The organism is Streptococcus sp. HMSC078D09, from assembly GCF_001813675.1.
In the GTDB taxonomy this organism is placed as follows: Bacteria; Bacillota; Bacilli; order Lactobacillales; family Streptococcaceae; genus Streptococcus.
This window is the reverse complement of sequence record NZ_KV813675.1, coordinates 253,722-267,479: the sequence shown is the minus strand read 5'-3', so window position 1 is coordinate 267,479 and position 13,758 is coordinate 253,722. Positions and strand designations below refer to the sequence as shown.

Annotated in this window: 13 protein-coding genes; 5 read left to right on the top strand and 8 right to left on the bottom strand. The window is 42.4% G+C overall.

The features are described from left to right. Positions 1–155: 155 nt before the first annotated feature. The 6 genes from HMPREF2926_RS06560 to HMPREF2926_RS06535 form a co-directional block, all read right to left on the bottom strand. Positions 156–968, bottom strand: a complete 813-nt coding sequence (locus HMPREF2926_RS06560) for an endonuclease/exonuclease/phosphatase family protein (protein ID WP_070586988.1) — start codon at positions 966–968, stop codon at positions 156–158. Positions 969–1,053: 85 nt separating this feature from the next. Beyond that, on the bottom strand, positions 1,054–3,246 hold the full coding sequence (locus HMPREF2926_RS06555; protein ID WP_070587404.1) for a PTS transporter subunit IIBC: 2,193 nt from the start codon (positions 3,244–3,246) through the stop codon (positions 1,054–1,056). Positions 3,247–3,480: 234 nt separating this feature from the next. After that, positions 3,481–4,179 (bottom strand): response regulator transcription factor, encoded by a 699-nt coding sequence (locus HMPREF2926_RS06550; protein WP_049507082.1) that lies wholly within the window; start codon positions 4,177–4,179, stop codon positions 3,481–3,483. Between the two features lie 9 nt (positions 4,180–4,188). Next, entirely contained in the window at positions 4,189–5,613 is a 1,425-nt protein-coding gene (gene gndA / locus HMPREF2926_RS06545) for an NADP-dependent phosphogluconate dehydrogenase (RefSeq protein ID WP_003008422.1), read from the bottom strand. A gap of 169 nt (positions 5,614–5,782) precedes the next feature. Beyond that, on the bottom strand, positions 5,783–7,261 hold the full coding sequence (locus HMPREF2926_RS06540; protein WP_003017392.1) for a flotillin family protein: 1,479 nt from the start codon (positions 7,259–7,261) through the stop codon (positions 5,783–5,785). A gap of 124 nt (positions 7,262–7,385) precedes the next feature. Beyond that, positions 7,386–7,925 (bottom strand): YceD family protein, encoded by a 540-nt coding sequence (locus tag HMPREF2926_RS06535; protein WP_070586986.1) that lies wholly within the window; start codon positions 7,923–7,925, stop codon positions 7,386–7,388. A gap of 204 nt (positions 7,926–8,129) precedes the next feature. On the opposite strand from HMPREF2926_RS06535, the gene HMPREF2926_RS06530 reads away from it, so the two are divergent. The 4 genes from HMPREF2926_RS06530 (at position 8,130) to HMPREF2926_RS06520 (ending at position 11,282) form a co-directional block, all read left to right on the top strand. After that, positions 8,130–8,990, top strand: coding sequence for a helix-turn-helix domain-containing protein (locus HMPREF2926_RS06530; RefSeq protein WP_049472051.1), 861 nt, complete (start codon positions 8,130–8,132; stop codon positions 8,988–8,990). 110 nt (positions 8,991–9,100) lie between these two features. Beyond that, positions 9,101–9,277 (top strand): hypothetical protein, encoded by a 177-nt coding sequence (locus HMPREF2926_RS11200; protein WP_162837396.1) that lies wholly within the window; start codon positions 9,101–9,103, stop codon positions 9,275–9,277. After that, positions 9,274–10,491, top strand: a complete 1,218-nt coding sequence (locus HMPREF2926_RS06525; protein WP_070586984.1) for an MFS transporter — start codon at positions 9,274–9,276, stop codon at positions 10,489–10,491. The genes HMPREF2926_RS11200 and HMPREF2926_RS06525 overlap by 4 nt, the downstream gene beginning before the upstream one ends. A gap of 233 nt (positions 10,492–10,724) precedes the next feature. Further along, complete coding sequence (locus HMPREF2926_RS06520) at positions 10,725–11,282, top strand: CYTH domain-containing protein (protein ID WP_061591239.1); 558 nt, start codon at positions 10,725–10,727, stop codon at positions 11,280–11,282. 174 nt (positions 11,283–11,456) lie between these two features. Here HMPREF2926_RS06520 and htpX read toward each other — a convergent pair whose 3' ends face one another. Further along, positions 11,457–12,353, bottom strand: a complete 897-nt coding sequence (gene htpX / locus HMPREF2926_RS06515; protein ID WP_003017370.1) for a zinc metalloprotease HtpX — start codon at positions 12,351–12,353, stop codon at positions 11,457–11,459. A gap of 1 nt (position 12,354) precedes the next feature. Next, positions 12,355–12,915, bottom strand: a complete 561-nt coding sequence (locus HMPREF2926_RS06510; protein WP_023918932.1) for a LemA family protein — start codon at positions 12,913–12,915, stop codon at positions 12,355–12,357. Between the two features lie 70 nt (positions 12,916–12,985). Here HMPREF2926_RS06510 and rsmG point away from each other — a divergent pair, with 70 nt between their 5' ends. After that, positions 12,986–13,699: a 16S rRNA (guanine(527)-N(7))-methyltransferase RsmG gene (rsmG, locus tag HMPREF2926_RS06505; RefSeq protein ID WP_070586983.1), complete on the top strand. Its 714-nt coding sequence runs from the start codon at positions 12,986–12,988 to the stop codon at positions 13,697–13,699. Positions 13,700–13,758: the final 59 nt, after the last annotated feature.

Here is a 13,758-nt window from a genome sequence, read left to right as displayed (position 1 = left end):
CCTTAAACTGTATTAACACTTCATTTTACCATAAATTGAATCGTAAAGAAAGCAGAAGAACAGGAGAATCCTCTATGCTTGCTCCTCATTGATCCATAAAAAAGAGTCGAAGGACGATTGAATAAAATCGTTTTTCTTTCGACTCTCCATTTATATTAAAGCGATAATTCAGCTTCTAAGCCATAGTGATCACTGACATGGGGTTTGTTTTGACCATCAAAAATGACATGTAGACGCTGGATGTCCCATTCTGGACTTGCAAAGACGTAATCGATTCGCAATGGAACTTGATTGTCCGTCCAGCCATCGATTCCAGGTCCTACAGTATAAGTCCCCTTTGTTTCTTTGGCTTCAATAAAGCTGTCTTGAAGCTTAAGGGAACTGGATAGAATCGTCTCATACCCTTCTTGACCAGCAGGATTATTGAAATCACCAGCTAGAATAAAGGGTTTGCCTACTTGGCTGAAGTAGTTCTCAATGCGTGGCCACTCAAATTGGAAACCTTTGTCCCACCAAGAAAGATGGACGCTGGCAACAGCAATCTCTTTGCCATCTACACTTGTATGGGCAACGGCTACTCGACGAGTATGGTAGTCCGTTGGATCATCCATATTGGATACCAAAATCTCATCCGCCTTCAAGGGTTGACGCGAAAGAACGGCCACACCCTCATTGAGGTGATCATAGCCAATATGGTTGTAGGCCCAAGTCCAATAATAGTGGAGTCCATGAGCAGCTAACTCTTCTACCAATACGCGAACAAAGTGATCCTTGTGAATCGCTACAGATGATGGCAAAGCTTGATAATACTCATCTGTTTCGACTGTTTCTGAGGCCATTTCTTGATTGACCTCTTGGAAACAGATCACATCATATTGCGCTTCTAAAATTTGTTCCTTGAGGGTTTCAAATTTTTGCTGAGCATTCTCTTCCATCCAACTATGGGAATTTAATGTTAAAAATTTCATCCCCTGATTTCTCCTTCTCTCCAAATAAAGAAACGGCAAGAGGCCGGGTGCACTGCCCCAACCTCATTTTCTTTGCCGACGTCTCTTATAATTCTACTGTTGCAACTGGCGCATTTGCTGCCAATTTACCAGTATGTTCGACCTTAACGGATTTAATCGCATCTGCATTTGTGAAGACAACAATTGTTGAAGTTTCACGACCAGCTGCACGGATTGCATCAAGGTCTGCTTCCACCAAGAGGTCTCCAGCAGCCACTGTTTGACCTTCAGAAACTTTAACCTCAAATGGTTTTCCTTCAAGACTAACAGTATCTAGACCGATGTGAACCAAGACTTCCAAACCATTATCTGTTACCAAACCAAGGGCATGTTTGGTTGGGAAGACACTAGTAACTTTACCAGCAACTGGTGAAACGATGTGGCCATTTTCAGGCTCAACCGCAAATCCGTCACCCATCATTTTTTGTGAGAATACAGGATCTTTCACATCTTCGATGTTGATCACTTCACCATCTGCAACAGAGTGCACTTCATCAGTTACCCCTTTAAAGGTTGCTTCAGCCTTTTGAACTGCTGTCATTTGGCTAGGAAGTGTTTCAGGAATGACTTCACCTGAATCAAGAACGTCTTGGATATCAGATTTCAATACGTCAGCTTTAGGTCCGTAGATCGCTTGGACCCCTTGTCCTTTCATGACAAGACCCATAGCGCCTTCAGCTTTCCATTGTTCTTCTGTTCCGACTTTTTCAGCGTCCTTAACGGTTACACGAAGACGAGTCATACATGCGTCAACGTCGACGATGTTAGCACGTCCACCAAGTAAGTTGATAATGTTAATGACTTGTGAGCTTGCTGAGCTTGTAGCAGCACCTGCTGCTGCACCATCTCCTGCAGGGGCATCATCATTTTGTTCATAGTTACCGTTACGTCCTGGAGTTGCATAATTGAATTTCTTAATCATGAAGTTAGCAATGAAGTACATGATAAAGGCAAAGAGGACTGTTACCCATACAAAGTTAAAGATATCTAATGCCAAACCAGCGTTGATGGCCATTGGGGTACGTGTCAAGAACTCGATTGAACCGAATGAGTGGACACGAAGGTTAACCAAGTCAGCCATTGCAAAGGCAGCACCTTGAACAAGAGCATAGATGATGTACAATGGTGTAGCAATAAACATGAACATGTATTCAATTGGTTCTGTTACACCTGTCAAGAATGTTGCAAGGGCAGTTGCAAAAAGCATCCCTTTGTATTTTTCTTTTTTATCTGGATCCACATTGCGGTAGATGGCAACCACGATCCCCATCAAAATACCAAATGATCCGATCATTTGACCAACTTTGAAACGAGCTGGTGTGTAGGCATGAAGCAAGTGTTGGTATTGGCTAGGATCAGCTTTCTTCAAGTTAACAAGGTCTGTTACCCAAGCCAACCAAAGTGGATCTTGTCCAAATACAGTTGTTCCTTTGGCAGCACCTGTAAGAACTTGGTAGCTACCACCCAATTGAGTATAGTTGATTGGAATGGTCAACATGTGGTGAAGACCAAATGGCAAGAGAAGACGTTCCAAGGTACCAAACAAGAATGGTGCCAATACTGGAGCTGTTGATTGTGAGTTGGCGATCCAAACACCAAATCCATTAATTCCTGATTGAACTACTGGCCACAAGGCTGACAGAACCAAGGCTGTTAGAGCTGAACGAACGATAACAACGAATGGTACAAAGCGTTTCCCGTTGAAGAAAGAAAGGGCTTCTGGGAGTTTACGGTAGTTGTAGTATTTATTGAAGGCAGTTGCTCCAACGAAACCTGAGATAATCCCTACAAATACCCCCATATTAAGAGCTGGAGCTTCAAGAACACTGATAAAGTAGTCCGCAACTTTAATTGATCCACCGAAGATTGTGTGAACCGTAGCAGCCTTATCAGCTAACATTGCAGATGTCACTCCGAAAACTGCACCGGTAATACGGTTAATCAAGATGAAAGAGAGACCAGCTGCAAAGGCACCCCCTGCACGTTCTTTGGCCCAGCTACCACCGATAGCAAGGGCAAAGAGGATGTGAAGGTTTCCGATAACCCCCCAACCGATTTGTTCGAGAATTCCACCTGTAATAACAAGTGGAGATAAATTCGGGTTGATCATAGGGATAGATTTCCCGATTGAAATCATCAACCCAGCCGCTGGCATGACAGCGATAACGACCATCAAGGCCTTACCGAACTTCTGCCAGAATTCAAAGCTAAATAAACTTTTGAATGATCCTTTGTTCATCATTCAACCTCCTTATATTGTTTAAGGCTTTGTTTTAAGAAAACGTTTGCGCTTAATTTGTTTCTAGTATACCATATTTTAAAAATTTGTAAAGCCTTACATTCATTTTTTTCTCCAAATTTTATCTTTTATTATCTTTTTTAAGCCATATTCTTTTTAAAACTCATTCTTTTTCGACGCAAACGTTTCCCTTGAAGTATAAAAACATTCGAACCCTCTAAGGGTTCGAATGTTTTATTCTAATGCGTCTTGCATGGCATAGCCAATCCCACGAACGGTCTTAATATAGCTTTTTTGACCTGGTAGATCAATTTTCCCACGAAGATACCGGATATAGACGTCCACAATATTAGTCTCACCTGTACTCTCGTACTTCCAGACACTTTCCAACAACTGATCTCGTGTCACCACCCCTTTGCTTCCCATCAGAGTCGCTAAGAGATCATACTCTCTGCGGGTTAAACTAATCATATCTTTCCCACGATAGACGGTATGGTGTTCCACATCAATGCGCAAATTGCGGTATGATGTTGGGATTTTCATCTGGCTACAATGTTGGTCAATATAATCACGTCCTCTAAAAATGGCTGTGATCTTATCTACCAAATCGCTGATAATAAAGGGTTTAACCATATAGGAAACGGCAAAGCGCTGAATACTCTCTTTGTGCTCAGCAATTTTTTCGCGGCTATCCAAAACAATCAAAACAGAAGCTGGGCGAATCCGACTGATTTCCTCTGCGAATGTTTCACCAGACATATCTGACAAATCGTAATTAAACAAGATCAGATCATATTTGGTCGCAGCAATCAAGGCCAGAGCCGCTTTTCCATCCTCGACCACATCAACTTGGTACCCTTCTTTTTGAAGTTCCAAATCAATGAAGCGAGCGATTTGCTTCTCATTTTCTACTAGTAGAACTCGTTTGACCATAGAGCAAGATTATTTTTCGTCGTACCAAGAATAGTGGAAGGTACCTTCTTTGTCTTTACGTTGATATGTGTGAGCACCAAAGTAGTCACGTTGTGCTTGGATCAAGTTCGCTGGAAGATCCGCTGAACGGTAGCTATCGAAGTAAGTGATGGCTGCTGAGAAGGTTGGTACAGGTACACCTGCTTGAACAGCAAGAGCTACAATGTCACGAACTGATTGTTGGTACTTAGCAGTGACATCCAAGAAGTACTCATCCAATAGAAGGTTAGCAAGATCTGCATCGCGGTTGTAAGCATCTGTGATCTTTTGCAAGAAACGAGAACGGATGATACATCCATCGCGCCAGATAGATGCGATGTCCGCAAATGGTAAGTTCCAGTTGTTTTCTTTAGAAGCAACACGCAATTGCGCAAAACCTTGTGCGTAAGAGATGATTTTTGAGAAGTAAAGGGCTTGACGAATTTTTTCGATCAACTCAGCCTTGTCTCCTTCAAATTTGAAGGCAGCTGGTTTTGGAAGAACCTTGCTAGCGTGTACACGTTCTTCTTTGTAGGCAGAGATGTAACGAGCAAATACTGACTCAGTGATGAGTGACAATGGTACACCAAGGTCAAGCGCTGATTGGCTAGTCCATTTACCAGTTCCTTTGTTTCCTGCAGCGTCCAAGATGTAGTCTACGATTGGTCCATCTTGACCTTCATCGTCTTTGCGTTTCAAGATATCAGCTGTGATTTCAATCAAGTAGCTGTCCAACTCACCCTTGTTCCATTCAGTGAAGATTTCAGCCATGTCTTCTGCAGAAAGGCCAAGCAAGTGTTGCATGAGGTCATAGCTTTCTGCGATCAATTGCATATCCCCGTACTCGATCCCGTTGTGGACCATTTTCACGTAGTGACCAGCTCCATCAGGACCGATGTAAGTCACACATGGTTTTCCATCTTCAGGCGCTTTTGCAGAGATTTCTTCAAGAACGTCAGCTACCAAGTCATATGCTTCTTTTTGTCCACCAGGCATGATAGAAGGACCTTCAAGGGCACCTTTTTCACCACCAGATACACCTGTACCGATAAAGTTGATCCCTGAGTTCGCCAATTCTTCATTACGACGGATGGTATCTTTATAGAAAGTATTTCCTCCATCGATCAAGATGTCCCCTTTGTCCAAGTGTGGAAGAAGGGCTTGGATGGTTGCGTCTGTACCAGGTCCTGCTTGAACCATGAGCATGATACGACGTGGTTTTTCGATAGAGTTTACGAAGCTTTCGATATCATAGCTTGGCACAAAGTTTTTATCAGGATGGCAAGCAATCACATCTTCTGTTTTTTCTTTACTACGGTTAAAAATGGCAACTGTGTAGCCACGAGATTCGATATTAAGGGCAAGGTTACGACCCATTACGGCCATACCAACAACACCAAAGTTTGCTTTAGTCATGTGACACTCCTCTTTATAGTTTGCCTTTATTCTACCATTTTTCCTCCTCAAAAGAAAGCAGAAAATAGCTTCCCGCCTTCTCCAAGAGGGAGAAGATCATGCAAGTCATTTGATCTTCAAAACAAAAGTGCCCGAGAAACAGTTCTCAGACACTTTCTTAAGAATGGTACTAATCTTCTTTAGAAGCTAACTCCTCTGCTTCAATGACCGGTTGTTCTCCTTCTTTGAGTTTGTTGACCGTCATATTGACCCCAAGAGCTCCTGCTAGCAATTGACGAATATCAAATCCAGCTCCTTGAGAGACTTGGTCGATACTTTGCATAATATCGCCCACCATCTTAGAAGCATTGCCTTCCCCGTACATGGTGATCTTATCCACCTTAGTTAATGGTTCTGCGACAGCACGCGCAATTTCAGGCAACTTGTCAACGACCATTTCAGTAATGGCTGCTTCTTGCATTTTCTTCATCGCTTCGGCCTTTTGGTCCAAACCTTTGGCTTCAGCTTCCAGTTTCAAGCGAATGGCTTCAGCCTCGGCACGACCTTTGGCTTCAATAGCTTCGGCCTCTTGCAATTGAGCAAATTTCTCAGCTTCGGCTTGGGCTTTCCGAGCTTCGGCTTCTTTTTGTGTTTCGAAGAGTTCTGCTTCCGCCTTGCGTTGGCGTTCGATCAATTCTGCTTCTGCAGCTTGTTGACGCGCATATTTTTCAGCTTCAGCTTGTTTGCGGATATTGGCATCCAATTCTTGCTCACGAACCTTAACTTCGCGCTCTTTGACTTCCGCTTCTTTTTCCTGCTTCATGATATTAGCTTCGGCTGCCACGCGCTCTTGTTCACGACGTTGCACTTCTGCCTCAATCCCTTTAGCGGCATCCGCTTTTGCTTGGGCAATATCTGCTTCTTGCTTGAGGGCTGCTTGTTTGAGTTTCAGTTCATTTTGTTTCTGCGCAATTTCAAGATCGGCAGCGACGCGTTTGTCGTTAGCCAATTTATCTTGTTCTGCTTCGACTTCCTTGCGTTCACGTTCTGCTTTGGCTTTGGCAATCAAGGCATCTTTCTTAATGGTTTCAACATTTTCAATCCCGAGGTTATCGATGACTCCCCCTTCATCAGAGAAGGATTGAACCGTAAAGGCGATGACTTCTAGACCCATTTTAGCCAAGTCTGGTGCTACGTTGTCCTGCACTTTTGAGGCAAACTCTTGACGGTCATTGACCATCTTACGGAGCTCCATCTGACCGATCACTTCCCGCAAGTTTCCTTCCAAGACATCTTGGACAGAGTTGGAAATATCTGTCGTATTCCAGTTCAAGAAGTTTTCTGCAGCCCGGGCAATCATTTCATCGGTAGTACCAATTTTTAATTTAACAGCTGCATCGGCACGGACGTTAATGAAGTCCAGTGTTGGGACTGCTTCTGACGTCCGAACATCTGTCGAGAATTGCTCAATATCAAGATAAGAGCGTTGTTCGACAAAGGGAATCATAAAGCCAGCTTTCCCACGCAAGTGACGTTGTTTTCGAAGACCTGTAATGACCACGACTTCGTTGGGTTTAGCGTTGACATACCCTTTGACCAACAAGATCAATACAAGAATGGCTACGATTACAAAAGTAATCAACCAACCTGGAATAAATAAAGTATCCATACTTTTTCTCCTTTTTTAGAGGTCTCCCCTCTGTTGTTTATTAATCCTAGTATATCAAAAGAAGGCCTTTCCTCAAAGAAAAGACCTGTATTTATGTCTAAATTTATCAAATGCAATCTCTAGCTTATTCTTCATCAAACAAGCCATTTAGACCAGCGAAAGGACTGTTTTCTTCTTTCTTGATCGCTTGAGCGGCTTGGTATTCTTCTTCGGACAGGATTTTCCAATCATTGCCTTCGATAAAACCTTGTCCAGCCTCTTCTTCTGGAGTGAGAACCTTGAGAGGAATATTGAGCAGAATATTATCCGCTACACTCTCACTCAGGTCAATCTTCCCACCTTCGATTGGAAGGATCAAGTCTTCCTCTAGGGCCTCGATATCTGCGTCAGACTGTACATCCTCCGCAAACACCTCTGTTACAGGATAGTTCTCTTGAAGCTCAACAGGCTCCATGCTTCGGCTAGATGCCAAAACGATGGTGTAGCTCAACTGGTAATCCAAGACATAGAGGCCTGTATCATAGGCTACTCGTCCTGTCGCTGTCACATTCTTTAAATCAAGAATTTCTGAATTACGCTTTTGCAGATCCTTTAACAAATCCAACTCTTGATCAAAAGCTAGTCCTTCAGGATTTTTACGGATTTCTTGTGTATATAAGTTCATTCTTTTGTCCTCAAATCTTCTAGATACTACTAGTATATCATGAAGCTGCCCCTCAACCAAGAAGTCTCCTCAAAAATTTGTTATAATCATGAAAAAAGATACAGTAACTAGGCCAATTGGTGTTGTACACAAGGTCCCACCATCTCTTGGACAACAGAGGGTCACTGGCTAGGGCATTGAGCAATGTTAGATAGAGGAGAATTCATGAAAGAAATCGGAGCAGTTTTTCGGCAAATACGTGAAAGTCGCCACATCTCTTTAGAGGAAGCTACGGGTGGCGAATTTTCGCGCTCTATGCTGTCGCGATTTGAAAGAGGAGAAAATGACCTGACCACGCAACGGTTTTTTCAGGCCCTTCAACAGATCAAAACCAGCCTCAGTGAGTTTTCTCATCTAGCTGGAATCGATCAGCACTCTTTTATTCCCAAATTGTTGAAAGAGCACTATGAAAACATGAGCTTGGAACACGACCAAGCCTTGTACCAAACTTACCAGCTAGCCTATCAGAAACATCACAAAAAAGAAGACCTCTTAGCCAGCATTATTCTCAAGGCCCAAATGCTTGGCTTCTATCCTGAGGTGGAGCTCACCGCTAGCCAAGAGGAACTGGATTTCCTCCATGATTATCTCTTCTCTGTCATGATCTGGGGAAATTTTGAATTGAACCTGTTCTCTCTGACCTCTCCACTTTTCTCTAGTCGCCTCTATCGACAATACACAGAGGAGTTGGTCCAAAGGGAGGATTTCAAGCTTCTCCTAGATTCCTCTCGTCCTGCCCTTAACTCTATTTTTCTTAATGGCTTCTTTCTGGCCATTAGTTCAAATGAATTTGAAGATGCAACCTATTTTGATCAGTTGATCAAGGACCACTTTTACTCCGAAAATGAAGCCTACCATCGGACGGTTTATCTCTACGCCAAAGGAGAATTTCTCTATCGAAAGGGAGAAAAAGAAATCGGTCTTGAAAAGATGGAACAGGCCATCCAGGTTCTCTCTATTCTGGATTGTAAGGACAGTGCCAACTACTACAAACAGGGCCTGCAAGAACTGATCAATAAATCCTAAAAACTCACAGATCTACTCTGTGAGTTTTTGTTGAAAATATGCAACATTAATTTTTTCTTGCTTTTTAGGTTTACAATAGGACTATCAAGTAAAGAAAGAAGGTTCTTCCCATGATGACCAAACTAAAAAACCACTTCCTCCGCTTTCTTCTCTCACATACTAGCGTTTATCTGAAGGATCAGGAACTTCTTCTCTCTGATGATGAGAAACTAGACCTCTTCAAACAGATCGTTCGATCTATCAAACAAGTCCTAGCAACTGATCACGTGAAGGAGGAAGGCTTATGAAACTCTTAGTCCGTAATAAGATTTTTGCCTTACTTAGTCTTTCACGCTTTTTAAATACCCTTGGCGCTGCCATCTACAATTTGGTCTTTGTCGTATTTGCTGCCAGTATGCCGCAACCGAGCCTAGCAGTTGGCATTGCCAATCTCATTGTATTTATTCCTAGCCTCTTTACCATTTTTGTTGGGATGAAGGCTGACCGCACGAAGAAAAAAGCTAACTGGTTGATCCGCATTGGCTATCTTCAAGCTATCCTCTTCATCCTTATTGCTCTCATGACCGAGATTCCGGGTTACCTAGCCTTTTCGATTGTTTGCTTTTTAAACATTATTTCAGATTGTTTGAGTGATTATCGCGGAGGCTTGCAACTCCCTATCATGAAAAAGAACATCCCAGACGAGGATTTAATGGAGGCTTATTCCTTCAACCAACTGCTTAGTATGGTCTGTTCGATTTCTGGACAAGCTCTAGGAGTTTGGCTGCTAGCTATCAGCCATCAAAATTTTGCCCTGGTCGCTTCGATCAATGCAGTGACTTTTCTCCTGTCTTCTACCTGTCTCTTGATTAGAAAAAAGCAGCTGACACATGATCCCGTCATTGAGCCCAAAAGTAAGAATTCTTTGGTACACGAATGCCAAGAGATGTACCAGAACGCCAAAAGTATTTTTGCAGATGAGGAGGTTCACCACTTTGGCAAGTTGCTCTTCTCATTGGTTCTCATCAATGCCCTGGGGGGATCCATCTCAGGTATCTACAATTTGCAACTACTTCACTCCCCCTTCTTTCAGTTGAGCTTTAGCCAATCCCTCTTGATCTTAGAGGCAGTGACTATTTTAAGTATGGTCTGGGCTAGCCTGACACCCCACGATTATTTTTCCAAGCAATCGCTCCACCATACCCTCCTGTGGATCGCAGGTGGGCTGACCATGCTTGGGCTCACAAATATCCTGGTACACTGGGACATTCTTTCCCTTCTACTCATCACTTTCCTTGGTTATCTTGTAGCAAAAATCAACCCAAAAGTTTCCAGTCTTTTAATGAGCAAATTACCCGCTGAAAAATTAGCTTCTACCTCTAGCTTTTTTGGACTGATGGTCAGCTTTGCCATGCCACTTGGGACAGCTCTCTTTTCTAGTCTAGCTATCTGGAGCCTTCCCCTAGCGTGGGGAATCTTTGCCATCCTTGGTTTCGGCACCGTCCTCTTGTCTAGCAAATAAATTAGTAAGATAGGGTTAAAATACAGATTTAAAAACACTTGCATGATATATTTATATATTGTATAATTAGGGAAAATGCAGATGCAGTAAATGTTTTTATGGAATACGATTAAAAAATTTGCTTGATAATTATAACATTAAGCTTTGTGTTTATAAAACATCTCTAGAAGTTTACTATAGACTGAGTGAATTTAAAGAGACTCCATCCATTGAAGAATTGAGAGGTAAAATAAATGAATGAATTAGAAGTTAGATTCGCACTCAATGATGAGGGAGATTATAATAAGGCTATTTCATATTTAGAAAAACAATATAAATTTAAGTGTGAAAATAAGCAAGTTGATGAATATTTTAAAGCAAAAGGAAAAGAATTTGAAAATGATGAGGTAGGAAGTTTTATTTATAGGATTCGTCAAGAAGATGACAATATATCATGTATTTTCACAAGAAAAGATACAATAAAACAAGGAATGTGGAATGAAAGTGAAATAGAGTTGGAGTCTGAAAAATTAGAATTTGTAAGGAAGATGTTGCAAACCGGTTTTTCAAATGTCTTCACAATAAGTAAATACAGAAAGACTTACCATAATGCTCTAGAAAATAAAACGATTAATCTAGATAAGATTGATGGTCTTGGATTTTATCTTGAAATAGAGATTTTAGGAGATTTTTCTCAAGAAGATTATAATCATTTTTATGATAAAATGTGCGGAGAGTTCTCGTTTTTAAATTCAAAAATAGAAACAAAGGGTTATGTCCAATTAATGAGAGAAAAAAGTGGACGTAATTGAAATTACCAGTAAGACTATTGGAGGTTACTGATAAAGGAAACAAAGACTTAGGAAATTTTCTTGGAAAATCTTTTCCCCCATCTCAAAGTAGTGCTTGTAGAAAGCAACCACTGCGTCCTACAGTTATCTCTATCAAACATCAAAGGCTGGGCAAAAACTGCCCAGCCTCTTTCTTTACATTTTTCTTAGGCGAGCCACCCGCTCAGCAATGGGTGGGTGGGTATAAAAGAGTTTTTGCAATCCGGATTCTTTTTTAGGATCGTTGATAAAAAGAGCACTGCTCGCATCATCAACATGTCGTTGCATGGGTTCGCTATTGTCTAGCTTTAACAAAGCATTGATCATCCCTTGAGGATTCCGCGTCAATTCAACACTTGAAGCATCTGCTAGGAACTCCCGTTGACGAGAAATGGCTAACTGGACCAAGGTCGCTGCTAATGGCGCTAAAACGATGGCAAGCAAGGAAAGGATCAACATAACAATCTCCAAACCACCGCTACCTTCTCGATCATCGTCCCGGCTACGGCCACCGCCCCACCACATCATCCGGCCACCAATGCTAGAAAGCATGGTGATGGCACTGGCAAGGGCCACTGCAATCGTAGAGATGCGAATATCGTAATTGCGAATATGGCTGACTTCGTGTCCGATGACTCCCTCCAATTCCTCACGGTTCATCACAGCCAGAAGACCTGTCGTTGCTGCAACAGCAGCATTTTGAGGATTGGACCCTGTCGCAAATGCATTCATCGAAGGATCATCCACAATATAGACCCGAGGCATGGGAATCTGAGCTACCATAGCCATATCTTGGACAATATGGTAGAGCTGAGGAGCTTGCTCTTCCGTTACCTCACGCGCCCCGTTCATCCGCATGACAACTTCCGTGGATTGGAAAATCATGCTAAAGGCATAGATTCCACCAATAATCAAAGCTAGAATGACGCCACCAAGGGAGGAGCCTAACCAGAGGTAGCCAACGGCTGCTCCGATGAGGGCCAAGAGTATGAAAAAAGCAATAAGGAGAATCCAGGTTCTCCTTTTATTGCTTGCAATTTGGTCAAAGAGCATATTAGTCTCCTAATCCGCTAAAATCCACCTTTGGTACAGCTTTTTCTTCTTCAGGCACTTGAAGGAATTCGGCTTGTCTGAAGCCAAACATACCAGCAATCACGTTTGTTGGGAAAGTTTCCAACTTGACATTGTAGTTGCTTGTGACACTATTGTACAATTGACGAGCATAAGAAATTTTGTTTTCTGTATTGGTCAATTCTTCTTGCAATTGCATGAAGTTGGTGTTGGCTTTCAAGTCTGGGTAATTTTCAGCCACCGCAAAGATGCCTGCTACTTGGCGTGAAAGAGCATCACTGGCTGCCATTGCTTCTGCAGGTGAAGAAGCTTGCGCTACTTGTTGGCGAAGTTGAGTCACTTTTGCTAGTGTATCTCCTTCGTACTTGGCATAGCCTTTAACGGTTTCGATCAAGTTTGGAATCAAGTCATTCCGACGTTTCAATTGCACATCAATTTGACTCCATGCTTCACGAGTTTGCATGCGGCTTTTCACCAAACCGTTGTAAACTCCTACTACAATCAACACAAGGACCACAATGATCCCAAGAATAATCCAAATCATTTTATTGAATTCCTTTCATTTCTTTCTACCAGTATATCAAATTTCCCTTATTTTGTGGTAAAATAAAAGCATGAAACCAGAAGAATTTTATGTCCGTTTAGCCGAACTCGGCTTTCCATTAACTGATCGTCAAAAAGAGCAATACGAACGCTATTTTGAGCTCCTCGTGGAATGGAATGAAAAGATTAATCTCACTGCCATCACCGAAAAAGACGAAGTCTATCTCAAGCATTTTTATGATTCGATCGCACCCATTTTACAAGGTTTGATCGAAAATCAACCTATCCGCCTCTTGGATATCGGTGCTGGCGCCGGCTTTCCGAGCCTACCAATGAAGATCCTATTTCCTGAGCTGGATGTCACCATCATTGATTCCCTCAATAAGCGGATCAATTTTCTCCACTTGCTGGCTGAAGAGTTAGGTTTGAGCGGAGTTCATTTCTACCATGGACGTGCGGAGGACTTTGCGCAAGACAAGGCTTTTCGTGCCCAATTTGATATCGTAACTGCCCGCGCTGTTGCCCGCATGCAAGTCCTCTCTGAACTGACCATCCCTTACCTGAAAGTAGGGGGACGGCTTCTTGCTCTCAAGGCCAGCAATGCTCCAGAAGAGTTAGAAGAAGCCAAAAATGCCCTCAACCTGCTATTTAGTAAGGTTGAAGACAATCTACAGTATGAATTGCCAAACGGGGATCCACGCTATATCACTCTTGTAGAAAAGAAAAAAGAAACCCCCAATAAATACCCAAGAAAAGCAGGCATGCCCAATAAGCGCCCATTGTAGTAAGATACAAAGGGCCAAGCGGATAAAGTCAAATAAGAGGCTGGGACAAAAGTCCTAGC

Coding starts and splice junctions, on each gene's coding strand:
- HMPREF2926_RS06560 (WP_070586988.1), bottom strand. CDS start 968: ATGAAATTTTTAACATTAAATTCCCATAGTTGGATGGAAGAGAATGCT.
- HMPREF2926_RS06555 (WP_070587404.1), bottom strand. CDS start 3,246: ATGAACAAAGGATCATTCAAAAGTTTATTTAGCTTTGAATTCTGGCAG.
- HMPREF2926_RS06550 (WP_049507082.1), bottom strand. CDS start 4,179: ATGGTCAAACGAGTTCTACTAGTAGAAAATGAGAAGCAAATCGCTCGC.
- gndA (WP_003008422.1), bottom strand. CDS start 5,613: ATGACTAAAGCAAACTTTGGTGTTGTTGGTATGGCCGTAATGGGTCGT.
- HMPREF2926_RS06540 (WP_003017392.1), bottom strand. CDS start 7,261: ATGGATACTTTATTTATTCCAGGTTGGTTGATTACTTTTGTAATCGTA.
- HMPREF2926_RS06535 (WP_070586986.1), bottom strand. CDS start 7,925: ATGAACTTATATACACAAGAAATCCGTAAAAATCCTGAAGGACTAGCT.
- HMPREF2926_RS06530 (WP_049472051.1), top strand. CDS start 8,130: ATGAAAGAAATCGGAGCAGTTTTTCGGCAAATACGTGAAAGTCGCCAC.
- HMPREF2926_RS11200 (WP_162837396.1), top strand. CDS start 9,101: ATGATGACCAAACTAAAAAACCACTTCCTCCGCTTTCTTCTCTCACAT.
- HMPREF2926_RS06525 (WP_070586984.1), top strand. CDS start 9,274: ATGAAACTCTTAGTCCGTAATAAGATTTTTGCCTTACTTAGTCTTTCA.
- HMPREF2926_RS06520 (WP_061591239.1), top strand. CDS start 10,725: ATGAATGAATTAGAAGTTAGATTCGCACTCAATGATGAGGGAGATTAT.
- htpX (WP_003017370.1), bottom strand. CDS start 12,353: ATGCTCTTTGACCAAATTGCAAGCAATAAAAGGAGAACCTGGATTCTC.
- HMPREF2926_RS06510 (WP_023918932.1), bottom strand. CDS start 12,915: ATGATTTGGATTATTCTTGGGATCATTGTGGTCCTTGTGTTGATTGTA.
- rsmG (WP_070586983.1), top strand. CDS start 12,986: ATGAAACCAGAAGAATTTTATGTCCGTTTAGCCGAACTCGGCTTTCCA.